The 22,647-nt window shown below is 42.1% G+C and carries 23 protein-coding genes; 10 read left to right on the forward strand and 13 right to left on the reverse strand.

Going from position 1 to position 22,647, the window contains the following annotated elements; genetic code table 11:
• Positions 1–339 precede the first annotated feature (339 nt).
• A complete protein-coding gene (locus tag FD724_RS18525; RefSeq protein WP_179073629.1) occupies positions 340–1,080 on the forward strand; it encodes a dienelactone hydrolase family protein in 741 nt (246 codons plus the stop codon).
• Between the two features lie 26 nt (positions 1,081–1,106).
• Here the strand turns inward: FD724_RS18525 and FD724_RS18530 are convergent, their stop codons facing one another.
• The 3 genes from FD724_RS18530 to FD724_RS18540 form a co-directional block, all read right to left on the reverse strand.
• Positions 1,107–2,066 carry an N-acetylglucosamine kinase gene (locus tag FD724_RS18530; RefSeq protein WP_179073630.1) on the reverse strand — a complete coding sequence of 320 codons (960 nt, stop codon included), beginning with the start codon at positions 2,064–2,066 and terminating at the stop codon, positions 1,107–1,109.
• Between the two features lie 103 nt (positions 2,067–2,169).
• Positions 2,170–3,435 carry an MFS transporter gene (locus FD724_RS18535; protein WP_179073631.1) on the reverse strand — a complete coding sequence of 422 codons (1,266 nt, stop codon included), beginning with the start codon at positions 3,433–3,435 and terminating at the stop codon, positions 2,170–2,172.
• A 44-nt stretch (positions 3,436–3,479) separates the two neighbouring features.
• Positions 3,480–3,902, reverse strand: coding sequence for a GxxExxY protein (locus tag FD724_RS18540; protein ID WP_179073632.1), 423 nt, complete (start codon positions 3,900–3,902; stop codon positions 3,480–3,482).
• A gap of 57 nt (positions 3,903–3,959) precedes the next feature.
• Here FD724_RS18540 and FD724_RS18545 point away from each other — a divergent pair, with 57 nt between their 5' ends.
• From FD724_RS18545 to FD724_RS18555, 3 genes are all read left to right on the forward strand, one after another.
• Positions 3,960–6,947 carry a valine--tRNA ligase gene (locus FD724_RS18545; protein ID WP_179073633.1) on the forward strand — a complete coding sequence of 996 codons (2,988 nt, stop codon included), beginning with the start codon at positions 3,960–3,962 and terminating at the stop codon, positions 6,945–6,947.
• A 181-nt stretch (positions 6,948–7,128) separates the two neighbouring features.
• Positions 7,129–7,563 carry a hypothetical protein gene (locus tag FD724_RS18550; protein WP_012410997.1) on the forward strand — a complete coding sequence of 145 codons (435 nt, stop codon included), beginning with the start codon at positions 7,129–7,131 and terminating at the stop codon, positions 7,561–7,563.
• Between the two features lie 243 nt (positions 7,564–7,806).
• Positions 7,807–9,177, forward strand: a complete 1,371-nt coding sequence (locus tag FD724_RS18555) for a DUF3370 domain-containing protein (RefSeq protein WP_179073634.1) — start codon at positions 7,807–7,809, stop codon at positions 9,175–9,177.
• Positions 9,178–9,243: 66 nt separating this feature from the next.
• On the opposite strand, the gene FD724_RS18560 is transcribed toward FD724_RS18555, so the two are convergent.
• The 3 genes from FD724_RS18560 to FD724_RS18570 form a co-directional block, all read right to left on the reverse strand.
• Positions 9,244–10,302 (reverse strand): BMP family protein, encoded by a 1,059-nt coding sequence (locus FD724_RS18560; RefSeq protein ID WP_179073635.1) that lies wholly within the window; start codon positions 10,300–10,302, stop codon positions 9,244–9,246.
• Positions 10,303–10,817: 515 nt separating this feature from the next.
• Positions 10,818–11,423, reverse strand: coding sequence for a hypothetical protein (locus FD724_RS18565; RefSeq protein ID WP_256874308.1), 606 nt, complete (start codon positions 11,421–11,423; stop codon positions 10,818–10,820).
• A 446-nt stretch (positions 11,424–11,869) separates the two neighbouring features.
• Positions 11,870–13,138 (reverse strand): FGGY-family carbohydrate kinase, encoded by a 1,269-nt coding sequence (locus tag FD724_RS18570; RefSeq protein WP_179073636.1) that lies wholly within the window; start codon positions 13,136–13,138, stop codon positions 11,870–11,872.
• Between the two features lie 200 nt (positions 13,139–13,338).
• Between FD724_RS18570 and psaM the strand changes: the two genes are divergently transcribed.
• Both psaM and FD724_RS18580 read left to right on the forward strand, forming a co-directional pair.
• Positions 13,339–13,428, forward strand: coding sequence for a photosystem I reaction center subunit XII (gene psaM, locus FD724_RS18575; RefSeq protein WP_040630342.1), 90 nt, complete (start codon positions 13,339–13,341; stop codon positions 13,426–13,428).
• A gap of 253 nt (positions 13,429–13,681) precedes the next feature.
• On the forward strand, positions 13,682–14,092 hold the full coding sequence (locus tag FD724_RS18580) for a hypothetical protein (RefSeq protein ID WP_179073637.1): 411 nt from the start codon (positions 13,682–13,684) through the stop codon (positions 14,090–14,092).
• Positions 14,093–14,406: 314 nt separating this feature from the next.
• Here FD724_RS18580 and FD724_RS18585 read toward each other — a convergent pair whose 3' ends face one another.
• Entirely contained in the window at positions 14,407–15,144 is a 738-nt protein-coding gene (locus tag FD724_RS18585) for a tetratricopeptide repeat protein (protein ID WP_179073638.1), read from the reverse strand.
• 476 nt (positions 15,145–15,620) lie between these two features.
• On the opposite strand from FD724_RS18585, the gene FD724_RS18590 reads away from it, so the two are divergent.
• Positions 15,621–16,085 carry a hypothetical protein gene (locus FD724_RS18590; protein WP_114086050.1) on the forward strand — a complete coding sequence of 155 codons (465 nt, stop codon included), beginning with the start codon at positions 15,621–15,623 and terminating at the stop codon, positions 16,083–16,085.
• Positions 16,086–16,091: 6 nt separating this feature from the next.
• Positions 16,092–16,649, forward strand: a complete 558-nt coding sequence (locus tag FD724_RS18595; protein WP_114086051.1) for a glutathione S-transferase family protein — start codon at positions 16,092–16,094, stop codon at positions 16,647–16,649.
• 49 nt (positions 16,650–16,698) lie between these two features.
• On the opposite strand, the gene FD724_RS18600 is transcribed toward FD724_RS18595, so the two are convergent.
• The 3 genes from FD724_RS18600 to FD724_RS18610 form a co-directional block, all read right to left on the reverse strand.
• A complete protein-coding gene (locus FD724_RS18600) occupies positions 16,699–17,190 on the reverse strand; it encodes a YajQ family cyclic di-GMP-binding protein (protein ID WP_114086052.1) in 492 nt (163 codons plus the stop codon).
• 81 nt (positions 17,191–17,271) lie between these two features.
• Complete coding sequence (locus FD724_RS18605) at positions 17,272–17,670, reverse strand: MAPEG family protein (RefSeq protein ID WP_114086053.1); 399 nt, start codon at positions 17,668–17,670, stop codon at positions 17,272–17,274.
• 87 nt (positions 17,671–17,757) lie between these two features.
• Entirely contained in the window at positions 17,758–18,261 is a 504-nt protein-coding gene (locus FD724_RS18610; protein ID WP_179073639.1) for a DNA recombination-mediator protein A, read from the reverse strand.
• 117 nt (positions 18,262–18,378) lie between these two features.
• On the opposite strand from FD724_RS18610, the gene FD724_RS18615 reads away from it, so the two are divergent.
• Positions 18,379–18,663, forward strand: coding sequence for a monooxygenase family protein (locus tag FD724_RS18615; protein ID WP_256874309.1), 285 nt, complete (start codon positions 18,379–18,381; stop codon positions 18,661–18,663).
• A gap of 41 nt (positions 18,664–18,704) precedes the next feature.
• Here FD724_RS18615 and FD724_RS18620 read toward each other — a convergent pair whose 3' ends face one another.
• Positions 18,705–19,799, reverse strand: a complete 1,095-nt coding sequence (locus FD724_RS18620; protein ID WP_179073640.1) for a phosphotransacetylase family protein — start codon at positions 19,797–19,799, stop codon at positions 18,705–18,707.
• A 596-nt stretch (positions 19,800–20,395) separates the two neighbouring features.
• Between FD724_RS18620 and FD724_RS18625 the strand changes: the two genes are divergently transcribed.
• Positions 20,396–20,617 carry a hypothetical protein gene (locus tag FD724_RS18625; RefSeq protein WP_179073641.1) on the forward strand — a complete coding sequence of 74 codons (222 nt, stop codon included), beginning with the start codon at positions 20,396–20,398 and terminating at the stop codon, positions 20,615–20,617.
• A 59-nt stretch (positions 20,618–20,676) separates the two neighbouring features.
• Here the strand turns inward: FD724_RS18625 and FD724_RS18630 are convergent, their stop codons facing one another.
• Both FD724_RS18630 and FD724_RS18635 read right to left on the reverse strand, forming a co-directional pair.
• Entirely contained in the window at positions 20,677–21,834 is a 1,158-nt protein-coding gene (locus FD724_RS18630) for a transposase (RefSeq protein ID WP_179075548.1), read from the reverse strand.
• 90 nt (positions 21,835–21,924) lie between these two features.
• Positions 21,925–22,494 carry an alpha/beta fold hydrolase gene (locus FD724_RS18635; protein WP_256874310.1) on the reverse strand — a complete coding sequence of 190 codons (570 nt, stop codon included), beginning with the start codon at positions 22,492–22,494 and terminating at the stop codon, positions 21,925–21,927.
• Between the last annotated feature and the right edge of the window lie 153 nt (positions 22,495–22,647).

The following is a 22,647-nucleotide window of genomic DNA, read 5'->3' on the forward strand; positions in this document are numbered from 1 at the left end:
ATTTTGATGATTTCCCAATAGTCATCATCTGCGATTGCCTCTGTGGTAAGTTTATTTGGATAATTTATTTCTAGGAAATACTTAAGTCTTAAAAAGCACATTTATATTGACACACAGATGTGCATACCGGAGATAGAATATTTTTTACTATCAATAAATTAATCTAATTTCGTTCTGTAGATTTTGAAAAATGTAGAAGAATACTACAAGCAGTTCAATATTAAAGACGCGAAATGGCATTGGGCTGTACTTCGTCCTACAACGCTAACGCATCTCTAAGGGGATTATTGCGATAAGGCGATCGCTAGATGCCATATTGATATACACGGAGACAAAAAAGTGCAAATTACTAAGCGCAACGTTGAGTTAAGAGTCGATGGCAGTTTAATGCGTGTTTATGTTGCGGCTCCTAAAGCAGCAGGAAAATACCCTGGTATTGTCTTCTACAGTGATATTTATCAGCTAGGCGATGCAATGATTCGTCTAGCGAACTACTTAGCAGGATATGGCTATGTAGTAGCAGCACCAGAAATTTTTCACCGAATAGAGCCAGTTGGTTTAGTAATAGAGCCAGACGATCTGGGAAGGATGCGGGGTAATGACGATGCGCGTCGAACCTCCGTAGCTGATTATGATGCCGATTGCCTTGCTGTGATTGAATTTCTAAAAGGAGAGAGTGCAGTTTCTCCAAATCAAATAGGCACTCTCGGCTTTTGTATTGGTGGACATTTAGCATTCCGCGCAGCATTTCAAAGCGAAATTCGGGCTTGTGTCTGCTGTTACCCGACTGGTATTCCCAGTGGTAAGCTGGGTAAAGAGGTAGCCGATACAATCCAGAGAGTAAGTGAAATCAAAGGCGAGATGCTAATGGTGTTCGGTACTCTTGACCCTCATATACCAGATAGCGATCGCCAAATCATAATCAAAGCAATTGAGAATGCTAACATACCTCACCAAGTTTTCTTATATGAAGCAGAACATACATTCATGCGCGACGACGGTTATCGTTATGATTCTAGTGCTACCACCGCAGCTTGGTCTGAAATAGTAACTTTCTTGGGGCGCATATTTGCAAACTGAAAACTTCTATTATTGCTTTCTTCGCGTCAATTTTGAGTTGTCTGCAAAGCTAATAAACCAGCACCGTAAGCAGGCTCGTACCTCGGAAAAATTACCTTTACATTAGGAAACTTCTTAAGAAGAGACGCTGCAAATCTTTCATGGATATTGCATCTACCGCGCCACACGCTTCCCGTTGTGACTACTTCTAAAACTGAGTCAGCACTAAAAATCGCATCAATTACTGTAGATGTAGCTTTTACTAACTCTTTTACAGCATCATCAATTATGATATTTGCTACTATATCACCTGACGCTGCTGCAAAATCTACAACTGGTGCTAAAGCAGCTATCTGTTTGACTCCCCATTCTCGGCGATATACTACTTCTATTAAATCTTCTATACTTTCTAAATCAAGATGCTGTTTGAAACCCTCTATCAAACTCGTTGATATTTCTCGCCCATCATAAGATTTTAATGCTGCATTCATGCCTGCGATCGCAATTTTATAGGCGCTACCTTCATCTCCTAAAATATAACCCCAGCCACCGACCCGTTTCGTATGTCCTTCATGATTTCGTCCGAAAACTATCGAACCAGTACCTACTGCAACCACAATTCCTACAGGCTGGCCAATTCCACCAACTAAAGCAATTAAAGCATCATTACAAATTACAATATTCTCTGGTTGTAATGCCCAAATTACAGGCAGAGATTTGTGATTTTGTAACTCTTCAACTAAACCTTTTACTACTTCAATATCTGCTGCACGACCGACACCCGCTAAACCCAGACATATCGCGTCAATCTTCAGGGTATTTGTAATTTTTGCTGCCTCGACAGCATTCTTAATTGCTGATTTGATAGATTCTAAAGTTGCTTCAATACCTATACTTTGATAATTAGATGGGCCTGCTTCACCGCAGCCTAGTACTTGACGCAAATCATCCATCAAGACACAAACAGTCTTGCTACCACCGCCATCTATCCCCAAAACATAAGTCATATAGCAGTCCTAAATCATCTTGTAAAATCCCCATTTCTTATCTCTCTGTGTTCTCTGCGCCTCTGTGGTTCGATTAAAATTCTATTTTAGATTTGTAATAATGTTAATTATTTTGACGCTTCAATTCTTCCTTTAAAGGAATAAAAAAGATGGCAATCATCCCAGGAATAGTAAACAAACAAACCAAGAGAAAAAATAATGGATAGCCAAAAGACTTTTGGAGATAACCGCTAACTAATCCAGGTAGCATCATTCCTAAAGCCATAATGCCAGTGGATATGGCAAAATGAGAAGTTTTATATTCGCCTTGGGAAATATACATTAGATAAACACTAAAAGCCGTAAATCCAAAACCATAGCCAAATTGTTCTAATGAAACCAAAGGATATATTAATTTTAACGAAGGTTTAGCATAAGCCATATATACATAAAATATATCAGGCAAGTTTAATGCCAAAGCCATAGGAAATAGACACTTTTTTAATCCATATTTTGAAATTAGCAAGCCTCCTAAAATTCCTCCACAAATCAGGGATATTACCCCAAAAGTACCGTATACTAGCCCGACATCTGACGTTGAAAGCCCTAAGCCTCCTACTTCTGGTTTGTCCAATAAAAACAAAGAGGCTATCTTGACAAGCATCGCTTCGCCAAATCTGTAGAGCAAGATAAAGGCTAAAATACTGATAATTTTATCTTGAGCAAAATATGAGCTAATAATTGACCAAAATGGTATATTTTCTTTAACTTGTATTTGCCGTTGATTATCTGATTCGGGTAATGGTAAAAATAGCCGATGGGAAATAAACAGGATTGCTAAAATTAAAGCTGAGAACCCAATAGCAATAGTCCAGCTTAAAGGAATGTTGTTGAGAGATACTTCAAGCTGACCCGCTAAGACTACTAATATTCCAGAACCGAAGATAACAGCCATTCTATAAGATAGTGAGCGAATGCCGACAAAGAAGGCTTGTTGTTCTGGAGATAAGGCGAGGAGGTAGAAACCATCTGTGGCAATGTCATAAGTTGCAGAAATAAATGCTCCTATTGCTAATGTTGCGAGGGAGATGAAAAAGAAATTTGGCAGTTGTAAGGAGAAGGCTATCAAACCCAAGCAGCAGAACATGGCAAATTGGGTATAAAGTATCCATTTACGTTTGCTAGAGTAAGTATCAACAATTGGGCCCCAAAACATTTTGATGACCCAAGGTAGATAGAGGAAGCTTGTCCAAAGGGCAATTTGAGTGTTATCTATGCCGAGTTTTTTGTAAAAGATTACGGAAACAGTGTTGATGATAATGTAAGGGATGCCGGAGGTGAAATATAGGGTGGGGATGAATGTCCAAGGGGAGGTTGTTTGGTGTTTCATGGGTTTGGAGAACGAACCGCAGAGGCGCAGAGGGCGCAGAGAGATTAAGAGAGGATAATGCGTTTGATGCCGTCTTTGAGGAGGGGGACGTTAAAGTTGATGAGAAGGGCTAAGGGGTAATTAGTCATTTTAAGGTATGAGAGGACTTGAGCTTCGTGGATTGGGGCTAAATTTTGAACAGCTTTTAATTCCACAATTAAACAATTGGCAACCAGAAAATCTAATCTACCCTTGCCTACTTCATGTCCCTTGTAATTTACTGTTACCGACTTCTCAAGCAGATGGGGTATCCCGCACCTGAAAAATTCTATAATCAACGCTTCCTTATACACCTCCTCTAAAAACCCTGGCCCCAACACCCTATGCACCTCAATCGCCGCCCCAATCACCTCGCCCGTAAGCCGATTCATTTCCTCTCCTAACTCTCTTCCCTCCGCGTTCTCTGCGCCTCTGCGGTTCGTTTCCATCAATCCCTCTCCAACCCTGTGGCAAAATTTATTAGAGTCCTTCCTTAGTTTTCCCGCATGACCGCAACCATTCCCAATCTCCCCAGTCTCTACGACCCCTTTTCCACTGAAGCCAAGTGGCAAAAATTCTGGGAAGACAACCAAGTTTACAAAGCTGACCCCAACCAAGGCGGCGAACCCTACTGCATCGTCATTCCCCCCCCAAATGTCACCGGCAGCTTACACATGGGTCACGCCTTTGAAAGTGCCTTAATTGATACCCTCGTGCGCTACCACCGGATGCAGGGACGCAATACCCTATGGCTACCCGGAACTGACCACGCCAGCATTGCTGTGCATAGTATGCTGGAAAAGCAACTCAAAAAAGAGGGTAAGACTCGCTACGAATTGGGGCGCGAAAAATTCCTAGAACGCGCTTGGCAATGGAAGGCGGAGTCTGAGGGAACGATTCTGAATCAGCTACGACGCTTGGGTGTCTCGGTGGACTGGTCACGGGAAAGGTTTACCCTGGATGAGGGTTTATCTAAAGCTGTTGTCGAGGCGTTTACTCGCCTCTACGAAGAAGGCTTAATTTATCGTGGTGAATATTTAGTTAACTGGTGTCCCGCTTCTCAGTCGGCAGTGTCTGACGTGGAAGTAGAAAATCAAGAGGTGAATGGAAATCTCTGGCACTTCCGCTATCCCCTCACCGATGGTTCCGGTTTTGTAGAGGTGGCGACAACTCGACCAGAAACGATGCTGGGTGATACGGCTGTAGCAGTTAATCCCAATGACGATCGCTACAAACATCTCATTGGCAAAACTCTAACTCTGCCAATTCTACAACGAGAAATTCCCATCATTGGCGATGAATTTGTTGACCCGACTTTCGGCACGGGTTGCGTGAAGGTAACTCCCGCCCATGACCCGAACGATTTTGACATGGGTAAGCGTCACAATCTGCCGTTAATCAATATTATGAACAAAGACGGCACTCTCAACGCCAATGCTGGGGAGTTTCAAGGACAAGACCGCTTTGTTGCTAGAAAAAATGTGGTTTCTCGCCTAGAAGCAGATGGCTTTTTGGTGAAGATAGAAGATTATAAGCATACCGTTCCCTACAGCGATCGCGGTAAAGTACCTATTGAACCCCTCCTCTCAACTCAGTGGTTCGTCAAAATTCGCCCCCTAGCTGACAATACTCTCGAATTCCTCGACCAGCAAACTTCTCCAGAGTTTGTCCCCCAACGCTGGACTAAGGTCTATCGTGATTGGCTAGTAAAACTCAAAGATTGGTGTATTTCTCGCCAATTATGGTGGGGACACCAAATTCCGGCTTGGTACGCTATCAGTGAAACGGGTGGGCAAATTACTGATAATACGCCCTTTGTGGTAGCAAAATCGGAAGCTGAAGCTTGGGACAAAGCTAAATCACAATTTGGCGAAAATGTCAAGTTAGAACAAGACCCAGATGTATTAGATACTTGGTTTTCTTCTGGACTCTGGCCGTTTTCGACTTTGGGCTGGCCAGAACAAACTCAAGATTTAGCGACTTACTACCCGACTACTACTTTGGTGACAGGCTTTGACATCATCTTTTTCTGGGTGGCCAGAATGACCATGATGGCTGGGCATTTTACGCAGCAAATGCCTTTCCAAACGGTTTACATCCACGGCTTGGTGCTGGATGAAAAAGGTCAGAAGATGTCAAAGACCAAAGGTAATGGTATTGACCCATTGTTATTAATTGACAAATATGGTACTGATGCCCTGCGCTATACCTTAATTAGAGAAGTGGCTGGTGCTGGTCAAGATATCCGCTTAGAATACGATCGCAAAAAGGATGAATCGGCATCGGTTGAGGCATCGCGCAACTTTGCAAATAAGTTGTGGAATGCTGCCCGCTTTGTGATGATGAATTTGGATGGACAGACACCGCAACAATTGGGGAACCCAGTAGCCACAGAATTGAGCGATCGCTGGATTATCTCGCGGTATCATCAAGTTGTTAAACAAACCAGCAATTACATCGATAATTACGGGTTAGGGGAAGCAGCAAAAGGACTCTATGAGTTTATTTGGGGTGATTTCTGCGATCAGTATATTGAACTGGTGAAATCCAGATTGCAAGCAGATGCCGATCCAATATCGCGGCGGGTAGCACAGCAAACCCTCGGCTACATATTAGAAGGAATTTTAAAACTGCTTCATCCGTTGATGCCTCATATTACCGAAGAAATTTGGCAAACTCTCACCCAACAACCAGCAGATTCCCCGCAAACTTTACCATTGCAAATCTATCCCAAGGTAGATGCAAACTTGATTGATCCAGCTTTAGAAGAGCAATTTGAATTACTGATTGCTACTATCCGCACAATTCGGAATCTGCGCGCAGAAGCGGATATTAAGCCAGGGGTAAAAGTGACAGCGAATTTGCAAACTGAAAGCGAGAAGGAGCGGGAAATTCTCACTGCTGGACAGTCTTATATTAAAGATTTGGCGAAGGTTGAGACTTTAACCATTACCGACAAGGAAAAAAGCCAAACTGTTGCTGCTAAGAAGAAACCTCAGAGGGGTTTGAAGATAATTGGCTTAACTCTTGTGGCCATTGTCTTTGGTAGATTGGGTTTAGCTGCGGGAAATGCCATTGATGACATTCCCATCGTCGGAACTTTCTTTGAATTGGTTGGTTTTGGTTACACAGCTTGGTTTGTTAGCCAAAATTTACTCACTGCTCAAGCGAGAGTTAGGTTATGGGGACGCTTTTTCCCGCAGAGAGAATTAGAACAACCACAAGAACCAGAAAATGCGATCGCAGGTGTAATTGGTACAATACAAGTGCTAATTCCTCTAAGCGGTGTGGTAGATATTGAAGTTGTACGTGCCAAGCTAGAAAAAAGCTTGAGTAAAGCTGAAGCCGAAGTTCAATCCCTGAGTACCAGATTAAACAATCCTAGTTTCGTAGATAGAGCTAGACCTGACGTGGTACAAGGGGCGCGGGAAGCCTTAGCAGAAGCACAAAAGCAAGCTGAAATTTTGCGCGTACGCCTGAAGGCGTTGCCTTAAGGGGTTAATGTAGGCATAGCCTGCGTGGTCTAGGATAACTGTAATGGGTAATGGGAGTGTTAATAATTCCAATTACCCATTACCAATTAACAAGATCCAAATATCAATTCTGGGACTTATTATTTTATTAAATTTTTTTAATTTTTAATTTTTAATTTTTAATTGGAGCGAAGCGACCCTCATGCTATATCTAGCCCAGGTGCGTAAAAACGATTTTTTAGACCAGCACCAGTTACGCTTGTTGGCGCGTCAAGAAGCTGATAACTTGTGGGCGATAATTCCAGAAGAGGCTTTCATTCTGCTAGGGAAGGGAAAGAACATGAGTGAAAACTTGCTTGTTTTAGTAGAACTTTCCTCAACAGGCGACATTGAAAGAATAGAAGACGCTACCAACTGGGTACTCCATTTGGTACAAAACTACCTCACTATTGGCATTACCCCAGAGTTTTTGCAGCACGAAGCCGAGCGAGCAGAACATTGGCGACAATCCTTGACGTTGCAAAACCAAGATTTAGCGAGGCGTTCCTTAGAATTGGAAGCTCGTCGCGAACAAATTCAAGCCTTAGAAGAAAGCCTCAAACGCGAGAAAAACGGTTATCCCCAACAGGAAAGTTAAAAGCAATGCTTTGGGGAGCCTCCATACCCGGACAAATTATCCTCCGGGTAATATTGAACAAAAATTGAGAGATTCTTTCCTCAAAGGCAACTTGATAATTTCATTCACGGGTATTGGATTTAAGTCAATGTCAACATAAAAATTTTTACTTATGTGGCATAGGTGAATAAAGCGCAACATCATACAGAATTAGTACAAGTATGCTGTATTCTTAACTTCACCGATAAATTGCTTTTCTAATAAATGCTTAATTTTATTTCCTATTTGCTTTTGGCTCAAGCAGCACCTTCTCCAGCATCTGAACCCCAGGAAATCTTCATTCCGCAACAAACAAGACCTTTACCTGGCCATCTTGATGCAATACCAGTATTTAACAGTAATAACCCAGAAGTAGTTCAGAGTGAAGGTATTCTGCTGTCTACATTTCCTCCTCAAGGCAAAAAAGTGCCAAGCGCACACCTGAACTTTTTATGGAAGGGACGCTTTGATTTGTTTTCTCATCATATTGCTCGAGCCATTGAGACTCCAAATGATTTGCGGACTCTTTATTTGGGGGTGATTGTTTACAATCCAAGCGATCGCCCTGCAACTATAAACATATTGCAAGCAGCCAGTTATGTTAGTCAACCTGATGCACCTTTTCTCAAACTTCCCCCCATACAGTCAAATAATTCGGGAAACATTTATGCTGGCCCTGGCGATCGCGTCATGAATGATATGCTACGAGGAAAACGGCAGTCAGGATGGCCAGCCCAGTTGGTAATTCCACCAAAACAAAGCCGGATGTTAATGAATCATCCAATTCCTGTGCGTCCTTTAAAACCGCCATTAAATGGACGTTCTACTTTGTTGCGTTTGTACAGTGATAGTCCAGTTTATATGGCAAACCTAGCTATGTTTGCCAAACCCAATCCAGATGCTACTGAACGAGCGCCCACTTTAAAAGAATGGGAAAACTTGTTGGAAAATGGTGATTTTGCAGGGCCGCGTGAACCTGCCCCTAGTCCTCCAAATAATCTTACAGCGACAGCAGAAATTTACGGTCGGGTAGCAGCGGTAGCTGTCGGCTCTCGTTGGCAAGCACAAGTTACCGACTCCAATAGTTCATACCTGACAATTCCTGCTTCAGGACAAGCTTTTTCATACGGTTTAAGTACCCTTTTAGCAGGCAAAATGGGTACTGGACAAAACCAAACTGCCAAACTCGCGGTGCGTTATCCTGGTACTGCTTACGAAGCTCATGGCAATTACGGCATTGAATATAACATCTCGCTACCATTAATCAACAATACCGCTAAACCACAAACTGTAAATGTGCTTTTTCAAACACCTATTAAAGAAGACGACTTAAGTAAACCTGGACTTCGCTTTTTTTCACCACCCCAAGCATCCGTCTTTTTTCGTGGCACAGTTCGTATTCGCTACAATGACGATAATGGCTTACCCAGAACCCAATATTGGCATTTAGTTCAACAACGGGGACAGATGGGAGAACCGCTTGCTCAATTAAAAATGTCTCCAGGCCAGCTGCGAATGGTAAAAGTAGATTTTCTCTACCCACCAGATGCTACACCCCCTCAAATGCTGACAATTCAAACTGTAGACCAAAAATAAGGCAAACCAAAGAAAGCAGGACTTGCATTCCTTCCAATCCATCTTTATCAAAGTAGTCTACTCAACCTATGTTGTTGCTTTCTTCAAGCAGCGTGTATCCTTACCAGCCTCTTTGCAGTCTTCAAAAACGATTTTTTTATTAACAATTTCTTGCTTTGCATTCAATACCTTTTGCTTAATTGCTTCCGGTATGATTTCTCCAAATTTCCCTAAAAATAATATATCTGGTCTTTCTAAACCAATTGTATATATTTGTCCTTTGATTTGTTTTTGCTTGGCTAATTCTGCTATATAAGCTATGGCTAAATCTAAGCGTTTGACAGCACTGGTTAAAACAGCTTTTGGTGCAACGTCTAATTGATCCTTGGTGTTACCAAAAGCATATACTCCTTTTTCACCTGCTGTTTGTAAAACTGCGGCTGAAGCATTATCTAACCATTGATAGATGACATCAGCCCCAGAAGAAATTAATGCCAGAGTTGCTTCCTTCGCTTTAGAAACATCATCCCAATCACCTGTAAAAGTAGAGGTAATTTGGATATTTGGTTTAACAGACTTTGCTCCTAATTCAAATCCCCGCAGTTCTCCCTCGGTAGCAGGAAACTTCTCTCCAGCAATATAAGCTAGTTTATTAGATTTAGTGACATAAGCAGCGATAATGCCACACAAATAACTAGCTTGTAGATGATCTATTCGTAAAGAAGCAATATTCTCACCCTTGAGATTACCATTTATTCCCACAAAAAATGTGTTGGGGAACTGTGAGGCGACTTGTTCAATTGCGGCATCAAATTGTCCGCCATGCGCGAAGATGAGATTGTAGCCTTTACGAGCAAAATCTGTTAATACTTCTGTCTGATCTGCCTGTGCTACTTTTTCTACATAGGCGGTTTCTGCACCTAGCTTTTGTTTTGCTAGATTGATTCCTTCATAACCAGATTGATTCCAGCCTTTGTCAGTAATCATCCCAGGGAGAGCGATCGCTATTTTAAACCCTTCAGTATCACCTGTTGTTGTCGCTGTTGGTGTCGTTGGCTTATTACTGCAAGCTTGTACCACTAAGCTGGTAGCAAACGCGGCTGAACCAAACAAGATAAATTCACGCCGACTAAAGTTTGTTGTCATACCTCGCCTTCAGATAAATAGTTATTTGAGTTATTTCAACACTCTAAAGTCGTAGGTGGTATTTTGGAAACAATTTCTCCCAGATTTCTAAATTCAGCAAAATCATAGCATTACCTTGACTGTTTGAAGACAGCAGTAATTTATACAATAAATTGCTTTTTTCTGTTGCGTGCCGCTAATCCTCGCTGTAATTTAGTTATGCTAGTTACTTGTACAATATCTCTTGATAACACCATACGTTTCAGTTAAGCATTTCTTTATTCTCTTTGCGTCTTTCTCTAACGAGACGCTGCGCTTACCTTGCTTCGACCTAGGAGTATGCGGTTTGTTAAAAAATTGACTTTGGCAAATAGTTTTAGCCTTAACTGAACTGTATTGCTCGATAACAGGTAATTGACACAGTATTTTATTATTTACAAGACCACCAGCCAATCGTAAATAACTCATTTACAGCCATGAAGAGCCGGGATTACCATTCTGATTGATTGGCTGATAATCAGCGCGGAGAAGAATTTTTAGAATTCATTATCCGTAAAGGGAACTATGGATGGTAAAAACTTTTGAAGAGATGGAGAAAATTCCAATCTTGCTGCATAATCATCTGTTTGTGATACTTCTAATTCAATTGTTTGCTGATTCTCTTCATCAAAGAGTAATTGAATTTGATAATTTGTCCAGAATTTTTCGCCTAGTTCATCTTCTAAATCGATAAGGAGTTGTTCATCATCACTCCATATATTCGACCAAAGTACTATCCTATTAGCCCGAAAATGATTTTGACCTGTTGTATCTCCAATTACAAAATATGCTTCGACACTTAAATTAAATTCTAAGTCATCTACTTCTGCTTCTGTGATCTTACAGTTAACTATTATTAAAGTATCTGGGTTAACGTTTACTAGCTCCTCTTGGCGTTTTAATAATTCTTGAAATACGAAATTCGGCAACAATTGGGAACTCTCTTCAAGTGCTTGCTTTTGAATTTCTGGTGAATAACGAGTTGTTAATTCTTGTGTGATTATATTTAAAATATCTTTACTTGCTAAATTGATAACTATCTTTTTATTTGCAGGATTAAGGAAGCATCCTTGATTAAGCTCAATGCGCTTTTTTATTGTCATAGCTCTCTAAAGTACTTTTACTGCGATCGTATCATCTATAAATCAAACTAAAATTTGGTCGCATCATTTTAGCCTTAAGCTACGCCAACACAATCAAATGCGAACAAGCCTTTTTGATATACCCCAAAGACTTGACACACCCACTAAATATTAAAAGCGATCAAATTCGAGTCCGCAGCCTCACATTTTCCCTAGATGATAATCTCGATCGCACAGGTCAAACCTTCTTAAAAAAACTTTTTCTCTTAATCCCTCAGAACTCACACCGATAATTAATAAAGGGGATAGATGACATTCGCTTGTGGCGAAGCACCCATCCCCGAATAGCTGCCCAGATCATTAACCTGGAATCTATAGTCCGGTATCTAATCATCCCAGTATGGTCTGAGATATGTCGATTGTCACTGGGATAGATACTGATTTAGAAGATATCTACGAAAAGATAGTTACACATTAATCTTTTTCACGCCTTCCATACCCAACAGCGCCGTTCCGTAAGCAGCTTCTGTATACACTGACGGTACTACAGGAATCTGTAAATAACGCGCTCTAATCGTAGTCCAAGTATCATTAGCCGCACCACCGCCAGCAGTATAAACACGGCTTAACTTGTCTGCTCCCATTTGCTGTAATAATTCGTACCCTCGTGCTTCTATGCGGGTAATATTTTCTAACAACCCATGCAAAAATTCCACTGGGTTATCTGGGCGTGGTGACAAACGTGGGGCTAAATTGGGATCATTAATTGGAAAGCGATCGCCTACCTTCAACAACGGATAATAATCTAACTCGCTGGCAATTGATGGATCAATCTCGCGGCTAAGGCTTTCTAACTCAGCGTTGGTGAAAAATTGCTTAAGTACTGCACCTCCAGTATTAGAAGCACCCCCAGTCAGCCATAAATCACCCAACCGATGGCTGTAAATTCCATATCTGGCATCTTCTATACGGGTACGACTTAATAACTTTAGTACCAATGTTGAACCCAAGGAAGTCACGGCTTCACCAGGTAATTTTGCACCACTGGCGAGAAAAGCCGCGATACTATCAGTCGTACCAGCACATACCAGACAATCACGGCTAAAACCAAACTTATCCACAATTTCAGGACGTAATTCGGCAATGGGAGTACCAGGAGTTAAAACGTGGGGTAGCTGAATCGGTATTTGCAGTTTTTCTAGCCATTCTGCGTATTTCAACTCTTCCACGTCATAACCCAGCTTTAAAGCATTATGGTAATCGCTAATTCCCAACTGTCCATGTAGGAGAAACCCCAGCCAATCTGCCTGATGCAGAAAATATCTAGCTTCACTAAAAGAGGGTAATTGCCTCATCCACAAAAGTTTGGCTAGGCTGGAGGTGGCACTCAACACGGTATGATTGGGGGGTACTATACTCCTCAAATGCTCTAGCAGCAATGATCCCCGCGCATCGTTATACATCAGTGGTGCGTCTGTTGGATTGCCAGCAGCATCAACAAGCAAGACGGTCGAAGAAGTACCATTAATGGCGATCGCTTTAATTTTTCGCCGCAATTGGTCAGGTATTTGTTCCAGCAGTACAAACAAAGCCTCCTGCCAAATTCTTGGCGTAACGGTGGCTGTTGAGTCTTGGAAGGGATATCTCACCTCAGCCTGAATACAATAGGCTTCCTCGTCAATTACCACGCCGCGTGCGCCAGATGTACCGAAGTCGATACCCAAATACAAATTCATAATTTTTATAAATTTTTTTAATAGAGAATAAATAAGGACTACTGACTAATAACTGCTTTTGTTGCATCTTGTAACAAGATATTCCACAATTCTGGCAAAACAAGGAAAAGTAGTAAACGAACTGTTCAAAATCTATTCAGGTTAGGAGGTTTTCAGCCATGCCTATCTTAGATACTCTGTACATCGCTCAGATATCTTCCATCTCAGACACTCAAGTCTACATCGCTCTAGTTGTAGCGCTGATTCCAGGAGTTCTAGCTTGGCGATTAGCCACAGAACTTTACAAATAAGGCTACGATGTGACACAGTTGAAAAGCTAATAATCCTGGCAGTACGGGGTGCAATTTCCTTTCTTCTTTTGGCGTTATGCCATCAGTAGCGAAGAAACTAGCACTTACGTAAGCCAGGTTATTTTTTAACTGGTGCAACACTTGTAGCTATTTCAAAAAAATGAAGTAATATGACAGCTAAATCAAGCAGTAATTATCGCCAGAGGGCTTTTACAGTGCTTCCCTTCACTAAGCGAGGTTATCTTTTAGCATCATGAACGCGATTCAACCCTCCAGACCACCGTTACAACCTATACAAAAACGCCGGGTCATTCCTCGACCAAAGCGGCATCTTCGTCAACGTTCTTACCAGGTGATGGCACTAGAAAGCACAGCCAAGATAGCGGTTAATCTTGTAGTTACAGCCGTAGCAGCATCTGCTTTAGCACAACTTTTGCCCCATCATTGGTTACAGCAAGAAAAGTTGCGAGAAATTAATACTGAAGTCAAGTTGATGGAAGTACATGTCGATGGTTTACAGGTGGAATTTAGCCGTAACTTCGATCCTCAGCAAACTAGAAGAATTATGCAACAACAAGGATTCCGATTTGCTCCTAATCAGCGTCGGGTCGTGTTGATGAATAAGGATCTTAGAGAAGATGAACAAACAGAGTCATCACCTTAAGCTAAATGGCGAATTTGGCATTATTTAGGTTTCTTGTGATTTTGGCTACGTAAAAACCGGGTGCTAATTTATATTATTGCTAATAAATAATGGTTAATAGCTGATGTTTGAATAGCTATGTAATTATCATCTATTAGTAAAATCCTATTCAAAATTTAATCAATTATTTTGAATTTTGAATTCCCAGTAAGTCGGTCGGCGTAAATAATCATCCTTGAAATCAGGTAGGGGACAAGGAGCAGTAAAAAAAGGGCTTGAGCCTTGTTTACTTTTCTTCACGCAATTTGGTTTTATTGTGCCGACTTACTTAAGAATTAATCTACCAAATAGGCAGTAGGATGCTCAGGAGATAACAAATCGTTTAGCCAATTTTCGATTTGTAAACGCAAGTGAGAACCAGTAAAGTCCCTAGTTGTTTCGAGAGCAGGCAGTTGGGTGAGGGCACGACGATAATCAGCGATCGCACAATTCCAGTCACCCCAAAGATGGTAAGTTCTGCCGCGTTCAGCCCAGATATGACCTTCTAGTTGACCGAAAAGCTGTGCTAACTCAAAATTCTCAATTGCCTCCTCGTATCGCCCCAATTCACGCCAGGTAATGCCTCGGTTAATCCAAGCCCGAACATAGCCAGGATTCAAATCAATGGCTTGATCGTAGTCGGCAAGTGCTGTTGCTAATTCGCCACAAGCTGCATAGTAATTTGCCCGGTTATTATAAGCACTAGCCAAATGGGGATTAAGTTTCAGGGCGGTGTTATAGTCGTAAAGCGCTTTTTGCCTTTCACCACTTTGGAAATAAATTAGTCCCCGGTTGTTGTAATCAACGGCATTGTGCGGACGGCGGTAAATTAGTTGGCTTAAAAGTGCGATCGCCTCAGCATAGTCACCTTCTTGAGCCGACTTCAAAGCAAAAGAGCGTAAGTAGTTATTCCCTAAAGTAGATGCGCTGCGATCGTTTTTCCTGTCTTCTTGGACTTTACTTGTATTATTTAAAACACATTTATATTGCTTTCTTTGCTGGTCATCGTCAGCTAAAAATGAGTGAATATTCATCTTTCCCTGCCTGAAATCCCTGCTTTGTAAAATTAAATTCTAGTTTTTGCTCGGTAGTGCTTTTACCACTGTGTCTATTTGTAAGGTATTTAGGGTTACAAAAAAGCCATCTAAAGAGAGAACTTTACCTAGCCGCACAAGAAAAATATACGATACGTCCTAAATAAACAATTGCTCCTCAAACCTAATGATGGATACTTGATCCCAGAGGTCAATTCCAGAAATAGCAGATGTCAATCTCAAAGACTAGTCAGGTAGTGAGAGCGACAAATTGGTAGAATGCCAACAAGCCGTTCTTTTAGAGATGAGAAAGAGGGGAGAGGGGGACAAGGGAGATGAGGGAGCAGGGGAAGCAGGGGAAGCAGGGGGAGAAAGAATAAATAACTAATGCCCAATGCCCAATGCCCCATGCCCCATGCCCCATGCCCAATGCCCCAGCATCTAGATTTAATTTTTAAGTTTTGAGAAATTTTCTGATGACAACTGCAATTTCCTATCCCAATGCCCCTGATTTAGCAACCGATGACTACATTGTTCTCGGCTTGGCAACCTGCTTCGTCAAAGAAGATGGAGAAGTTTATCAAATCGAAGTCATAGAACCGATTCCTTCTGCGGCTTTGGAAGCGCTTTTAAAAGGCATTCCTACCTCCTATAAGCTGGCTCATGCAACGACTTTGGCATCTGTCTTGGATGGCGATTCACAATTCCTGCCGGATGGCTTCCCAGAGTCGGCTCAGTTTGGAGAGGAATTTGTGCCGCGAGTATTTGCAGCAGCTCGTACATACAAGCGCCGTGAATCTGCAAAATCCCTAATTCCATTAGGCACAAACTACAGTGAATTTAAGTATTCAATTGAGCGCAAACGGGTGCTAAATGCCGCTAGGGTTGTAACAAAAGAAGATAACGTTAAACAGCATTCTCACACTCACAAAGTTCTTTAAGTAATTATGCTCAAACTTTACGGTGGCGCTCGTAGTCGAGCCTCAATTGTTCAATGGTATTTAGAGGAAATACAAGTTCCTTACGAATTCGTCAAACTCGATATGCAGGCGGGTGAACACCTCAAGCCTGAATATTTGGCAATTAACCCAGTTGGTAAAGTTCCAGCAATTGTTGATGGGGATTTTCAGCTTTGGGAATCTGGGGCAATTTTGCTGTATCTTGCCGAGAAGTACAGTAAAAGTCCACTTTCATTAGAGGAACGTGCTGTATTTTCCCAGTGGGTGTTGTTTGGCAATTCTACCCTAGCTACAGGGATTTTTGTAGAAGCAAATCGGGAGCGAGAAATGCCTCGCTTGTTGAATGCGTTAAATGAAATTTTCAGTAAGCAGCCTTTTTTGCTGGGTAATGAGTTCACTGTTGCTGATGTGGGAGTGGGTTCTATTCTGAGTTATATTCCCATCATGCTGAAGCTAGACCTCAGCCCTTACCCAGAGGTGTTGAACTATATCAAGCAGTTATCTGAGCGTCCGGCATTTCAAAAAAGTATTGGCGGACAGGGTTAGAATAATTCGTAATTCGTAATTAAGAATGAAATTACGAATTACGAATCTTTTAACGATAATTTGTAAATTGCAAAGCAACTGGGTAGTCTTCTTGTTTCAGGCGCTGCATTACTACTTGTAAGTCATCTTTAGATTTGGCAGAAACCCGCACAGCATCACCTTGGATTGAGGCTTGTACTTTTTTGAATTCGTCTCGAATCAATTTGGAAATTTGTTTGGCGATTTCTTGACTTATGCCTTTTTTGAGTTTGATTTCTTGACGCACGCGATTACCGCTAGCTGATTCAACTTTGCCAAAATCAAAGATTTTCTGGGAGAGGTTACGCTTGGCGGCTTTTTCTCGCAGGATGGTATGTACAGAATCTAACGTAAACTCGCTGTCAGTACTAACGTTAATGCTTTCTTCGACCAACTCGACAGTAGTTTGAGTGTCTTTGAGGTCGTAACGACCTTTGATATCTCGTATCACTTGATCGACGGCGTTAACCAACTCTTGTCGGTCAAAGTCGCTAACAATGTCAAAGGAAAATGTAGAAGCCATAAAACATTTTAGATTTTAGATTTTGGATTTTGGATTGGATTTTGGAAAAATTTTTCCCATTCCCCATTCCCCATTCCCCGCTTAATTAGTAGCTTGGATAATACTCAAGAAGATGAGAGTGGTAGAGCCAAGCATACCAATGGCAAACATGAGCGATCGCAAAAGGGGTATATTCAAAATATAAAAAATCGAGTATAGGAAACGAGCCACCACAAAGGCGATCGCAGCCACTTGTGCTGTAGAGGAATTTACACCAGTTACATAAGCCATCAATGCGGCTGCGGCAAATACCATAAAGGCTTCAAAGGTATTCTGATGTGCCCAAGTAGCTCGTTGGGCATAAGGCGGCAATTTATCCAACATGGCGCGAGGAGTAGCAAGCATTTCCTTGCCAATACGCACACGGGCATAAGCTACTACCAAAAATGGCAGGTAAATCAGAACGACAGCAGCAGCAATCGAGTACAAAAAAATTATCATTACTTAATTGTTGTTGGTTATTAGTCATCAGTCATCAGTCATTGGTCATGAGTCAAATACAAATGACAAAAGACAAATGACAAATGACTAATCAAAGTAGAAAAGCGTTACCACTTTTCTTTGTTCTTCTGCATCTTGACAAGTTTGCAACAGGGTGCGGCTGTCGTGAAACGCAAAACAGATTAGTTGCTGGCAACGGGAGACAATCTCCTTGTTACACAGGTAACTAGCTTCAGCAAGGGACAGATTATCATTACTGGGATTTTCCACTAAATGCATTACCTGTTCTAGTTGCTGGCGCGATTCCAAAGGCTGGCGTTCCAGGCTTTGAGGTAAAATCACTGTCAACAAATTTGCATCAGCCCGCATTGCTCCCTTGATGGCCGCTGAGTTTGTACCTGTAGCACCAGAAGTAATGATGCGATTACCCGATAAAACTAGGGCATAAGTCATCATTTCAATAAGATTCTGGTGCGTAATCGGAACGTGACGAGAACCCAACAAGGCGATTCTTTTAGAACCCGTTTGCTGGATGGTCGCCAGTTCTTGCGCTAATGTGTCTAGGTTAATAAGGTCTGTTGATTGGCTCAAAGATAGACATAATCCGATTAAACGACCCAGATATTTTACCAAACAGCGTGTAGATGCGAGGAAAACTTGAGTTAGACATTGCTACAATTTTTCGACTGTTTGGTTCAATAATCGCTTGTGGATTTGGAGCGTTTTGCCAGAAATCCAGCTTATGCACATTTAAAAGCTTGGCAAAGGTTTAATCGAGCCATTGGTACTGATGGTAGTGTTGGTATTTGGCACGAAACTTATTTAATCGAGCCGGGAAGATATGAAGCGATTTACGGAAATATGCCTGTTTTTGGATTAGCTGCTGCAACTAAGCACGTCCCAGCTATGGGGCGGAGGAAAACAGCCCGTCGTCGCCTGGGAGGTGACAACGAGCCGGTTATGCCTTTACCAGTACTACAGCCTCCTAACTGATAACTGAGCATTGATGATCTCAATTATTTGAGTTGATGACGCTAAGACAATGCTGCTGCGGGAGTTAAACCCAGTTTCGATAACAAGCGGTCAATGTCAAAATGCTCAGACATTAACTGGCGAACACACTGAACCTTAATTGGCTCGTGGAGACGGACTTGCCCAAAAGTACGGTTAACAATTTCTACAGTGGTGAGAGTGTCTAAGTCAACAGATAAAATGGGGATTTCTAGTTCTTCAGCACGACTGAGAATGAATGGCGGCGGTGGTAGTTGCCCGGTGAGAATTAAACATTGGGTAGAAGTTTCCAAAGCGGCTTGCTGAATTTCTACGCGATCGCCTCCTGTCACCACTGCCATATTTCGGCGTTTACGGAAATACTTGACAGCAGAGTTGACATTCATTGCTCCAATTGCCAGACTTTCAACCAACAAATCCATGCGATCGTTGCGACAAAGAACATCAGCCTTTAACTGCTTCACCAGTTCGCCAACACTAATACTGCGGAGCAAATCGCTACTCGGCAGCATAGCTAACACGGGAATCCCTTGCTGTTCCAAAAACGGACGCAAGAGAGTGTTAACCGCTTCTAGTTGGGTGACAGGGATATCATTGATCACAACTCCCATCAAGCGATCGCCCACACGCCCTTTAGCAGCCAATAGCGCCTCAACCGAAAGCAACGATTTATAGCGGCTTACTAACAGCAGGCCAGCATCTAATACTTCAGCCATTTGCAGCAAAGACAAGTCAAACAAATTGCCTTCGGAAAAATCACCAGGCCCCTCCAGTAATACCAAATCTCCTTGGGACATTTGTAAATATTGCTGTATTAGGGACTGCTGATAATCGGTTTTGTCTTCCCCTCGTAAGCGCTTTTGCACATTGAGTTCATCCAAAGCCAGCATTGTAGGTGCAACACGGTTTTCCGGCAAATTGAGGCTAAGAGCGATGAATTGGACATCTTCCTCAATTACGGTTCCACTAGACGAATTTAGACACGTACCAAGCGGTTTACCGTAGGTAATATCCAGTCCTTTTTGCTGTAGCTGATGAGACAAACCCAGAACAGTTGCAGATTTACCGCTGTAAGTCTCGGTTGATCCAATCAGCAAATATTTAGGGGATTTTGGCACACATGCACTCCTAATTTCAAAATTCAGAAGAACCCAGCTAGGTGTTTCCTAATTCTAGTTCCTTCTGGCAAAAGCCTTTCGCTCTCACAAATTAAGGTTTCCCAGAATTAGCTTCTGAATAAGCAGGGGAGCCTTTTATGGGTAGGTTTTTCAGATTAGGGACTTGCGTAAAAATAAAGTACCAGTAAACCGAGTTTCGACTGCGCTCAACTCTCGATGGCTGAGGGTTGAGCGCAGTCGAAACCCGTCTAGTTGGGATACTATTAACCCGCAGATCCCTTAGACCAATTTTTTGGGTTTTAGAACCAAAAAGATTGTCTGAAACCTTAAAACTACGTTAAATATCTTCTAGGTTTCTAGCTGTTCCAGTTCCCGACTGTGGGAACTGGCGATGTGCTGTGCTACTAAATGGTGGCTTATCCCAAACGCTATGCTTTAAGTCGTTACGTTAAATTGATTGATTTACAGTAGTTTTTATTTACTAAAATTACGCTACAGATATCCATGCAAACCAAAAACAGTAATAAAAATCACCCATAATTAACGTAGAAAGTTTTTCTTTGCTAAGTAATATCTAGTTTAAAAAAAGTATTGACATGAACACCAACTTAGAAGAGTTTTCATATCTATGGAAGAATGGCTTGGGTTCTGATTGGGCACTCTTAAAATTCAATACTTCACTTTCAGAAAAAGAACCAAGATATTTAATTGTAAACACGAAAACTAAACAGGGTTTGCTAGTTCATGATGATGCAATCTATCAGCATCTAAAAGAAACTATGCGTGAAAAAGGAGTTCGTATTATTTCAAGTTTATGATGTGTGTATATATTTTTTTAAGTAAATACTCTTAGTGGTGCAGAAAACTTTCCGAAGTCTCAAGTTGAGAACACAGTGACACGGGAGAACTCAATTTGTTGCTCTATCTGCGTTCGTTTTTTAAGTGAAGCAGTGGCAGATGGGGGACTCTTCCGAGGTAAGGTAGCTAATAGAGGAATTGGGAGGCGTTGATAACACAACCGTTCAATTTCGCGTAATCCTAATTGTAAGAAACTCAATCCCCTCTGGCTGTGCCAATCCAGCATTTTGCGCCGACCTTCACCGACCACCACCACCGCAACAGCAATAGCAATTAAGGTGGCAGGCGCTAGCAACATCAACAAACAATTCAGCGCTTGAGGGTCGCGCAAGTGGGAGCGGATGAGTTCAAAAGCGGCGGACTTATAATCCTTAAAATGTGGCTCAATGCCGCCAAATCGCTGACCATAAACCTCAAAAGTCTGCAAGGACGGCGGCACATCGGAGAGGACAGCCCAAGCCTCACTTGCCAGAGCTAAATGAGCGGTGGCGAGATGACACTCAATGTCCTGCAAAACTTTGACTTTTCGAAACAGATAAGCTTCGCCCTCTTGGGGAAGCAAGTTTGCAACCGCAGCCGTTTGACCATTGGAGAGGGTAATGTTCAAGTCCGATTTCGCCCGAATAGACCACGACCATTGATGCTCCCGTAACCACCGGATCAACGCACCATGTTCAAATCCTCGATCCGCTAACAACGTCACATGACATTCTCTTAACAGCAGCCTTAACGTCGTTTCTAACACGGGGCAGTAGTCCTCAAAGCCCACGGTGGCACTGCCATGCTCCAATACCGTTTGACCAAGTGGAATAGAGCGTCCACCCCAAACTAAACAGATCTCAATTAAGCAATATTGATCCCATAACATACTGGTATCAAGTGTTAGTGTCATCGCCATGCCCTCCCAGGAGTTCAAGAACTGCTGCAACATAGGAAAATAGAAGGTTTCGGCAGTGATTTTGGGATTATGGACAAAGTAGTTTAAGCGCTCCATGTGGCTGCGAGCTTTGCACTCCCTATGACTCAGATAGGGCAACCAGTGGCTCAGACAGGCGCTTTGAGCTTGCAAAATGGCGGCGACATTCTCACAAAAGACTTGCAGATGTCGTTGATCTTGGGGACAAATCCATTGACTTAGTTGAACTTGCAGTTGACGATAAAGATGGGGGACTGACATGGAGTAGTTTTTGTGTGGAAACTTGAGCATCCCATGTCTTCCCCCTCTCTGTCACCCTTGTCTTAGTAAAATTCCCCATATATCAAGCCTTCAGGACTTTTCTGCACCACTAAGGAATGTTAGGTTAATCATCCCACCCATACTGTGCCCTAGCAGGATAACAGGTTTATTCCCTGCTATAGCAACAACAGCTTCTAAGTCACGGGCATATTTTTCTATAGAGTGGTCGTTATTTTTCGGTTTTGAGGATTTTCCTAACCCTGGTAGATCCCAAACAATTACTCGGAAGCGATCGCTTAATTGTCGTTTGGCATAATACCATATAGTACTATTTGGCCCCCAACCATGTGACAAGATAATTGGTTGACCATCTTCAGGGCCAAAAAACTCAACTTGTAACACGCTCCCATCAGGACGTGGCAACCGTTGCACGGTTTTACTACGCATAAACTTGGGTTCCTGATTTCCAGGACGACGCAGCAGTGGCAAACTGATAAAACGGCCGCCAAAAGTCCACAGAACCATTACTAGTCCAGCTACTAAATAAGAAGTTCCTATAAGTTCTTGTTCGCACCACTCATAGAGAATGTAGATTCCCCCACCAAGTATCCCAACGGATAGCAGTTGAAACAGCAATATAAGCAGAAAATTATGAGGCATGAATATCATGAGCCTAAACCTTGGGATACGTTGTTAACTGCATTGTCTTTTAGGTTCATACCATAGTTAGAATCATCCAACTTTCACTCCTAGGAATGATTTATACAGTGTTGTCAGGATGATAAAAATACTGAGTTAATAACTACTAAGTAA

The organism is Nostoc sp. C057, assembly GCF_013393925.1.
In the GTDB taxonomy this organism is placed as follows: Bacteria; Cyanobacteriota; Cyanobacteriia; order Cyanobacteriales; family Nostocaceae; genus Nostoc; species Nostoc muscorum_A.

Coding starts and splice junctions, on each gene's coding strand:
- FD724_RS18530 (WP_179073630.1), bottom strand. CDS start 2,066: ATGACTTATGTTTTGGGGATAGATGGCGGTGGTAGCAAGACTGTTTGT.
- FD724_RS18535 (WP_179073631.1), bottom strand. CDS start 3,435: ATGAAACACCAAACAACCTCCCCTTGGACATTCATCCCCACCCTATAT.
- FD724_RS18540 (WP_179073632.1), bottom strand. CDS start 3,902: ATGGAAACGAACCGCAGAGGCGCAGAGAACGCGGAGGGAAGAGAGTTA.
- FD724_RS18545 (WP_179073633.1), top strand. CDS start 3,960: ATGACCGCAACCATTCCCAATCTCCCCAGTCTCTACGACCCCTTTTCC.
- FD724_RS18550 (WP_012410997.1), top strand. CDS start 7,129: ATGCTATATCTAGCCCAGGTGCGTAAAAACGATTTTTTAGACCAGCAC.
- FD724_RS18555 (WP_179073634.1), top strand. CDS start 7,807: ATGCTTAATTTTATTTCCTATTTGCTTTTGGCTCAAGCAGCACCTTCT.
- FD724_RS18560 (WP_179073635.1), bottom strand. CDS start 10,302: ATGACAACAAACTTTAGTCGGCGTGAATTTATCTTGTTTGGTTCAGCC.
- FD724_RS18565 (WP_256874308.1), bottom strand. CDS start 11,423: ATGACAATAAAAAAGCGCATTGAGCTTAATCAAGGATGCTTCCTTAAT.
- FD724_RS18570 (WP_179073636.1), bottom strand. CDS start 13,138: ATGAATTTGTATTTGGGTATCGACTTCGGTACATCTGGCGCACGCGGC.
- FD724_RS18580 (WP_179073637.1), top strand. CDS start 13,682: ATGAACGCGATTCAACCCTCCAGACCACCGTTACAACCTATACAAAAA.
- FD724_RS18585 (WP_179073638.1), bottom strand. CDS start 15,144: ATGAATATTCACTCATTTTTAGCTGACGATGACCAGCAAAGAAAGCAA.
- FD724_RS18590 (WP_114086050.1), top strand. CDS start 15,621: ATGACAACTGCAATTTCCTATCCCAATGCCCCTGATTTAGCAACCGAT.
- FD724_RS18595 (WP_114086051.1), top strand. CDS start 16,092: ATGCTCAAACTTTACGGTGGCGCTCGTAGTCGAGCCTCAATTGTTCAA.
- FD724_RS18600 (WP_114086052.1), bottom strand. CDS start 17,190: ATGGCTTCTACATTTTCCTTTGACATTGTTAGCGACTTTGACCGACAA.
- FD724_RS18605 (WP_114086053.1), bottom strand. CDS start 17,670: ATGATAATTTTTTTGTACTCGATTGCTGCTGCTGTCGTTCTGATTTAC.
- FD724_RS18625 (WP_179073641.1), top strand. CDS start 20,396: ATGAACACCAACTTAGAAGAGTTTTCATATCTATGGAAGAATGGCTTG.
- FD724_RS18630 (WP_179075548.1), bottom strand. CDS start 21,834: ATGTCAGTCCCCCATCTTTATCGTCAACTGCAAGTTCAACTAAGTCAA.
- FD724_RS18635 (WP_256874310.1), bottom strand. CDS start 22,494: ATGCCTCATAATTTTCTGCTTATATTGCTGTTTCAACTGCTATCCGTT.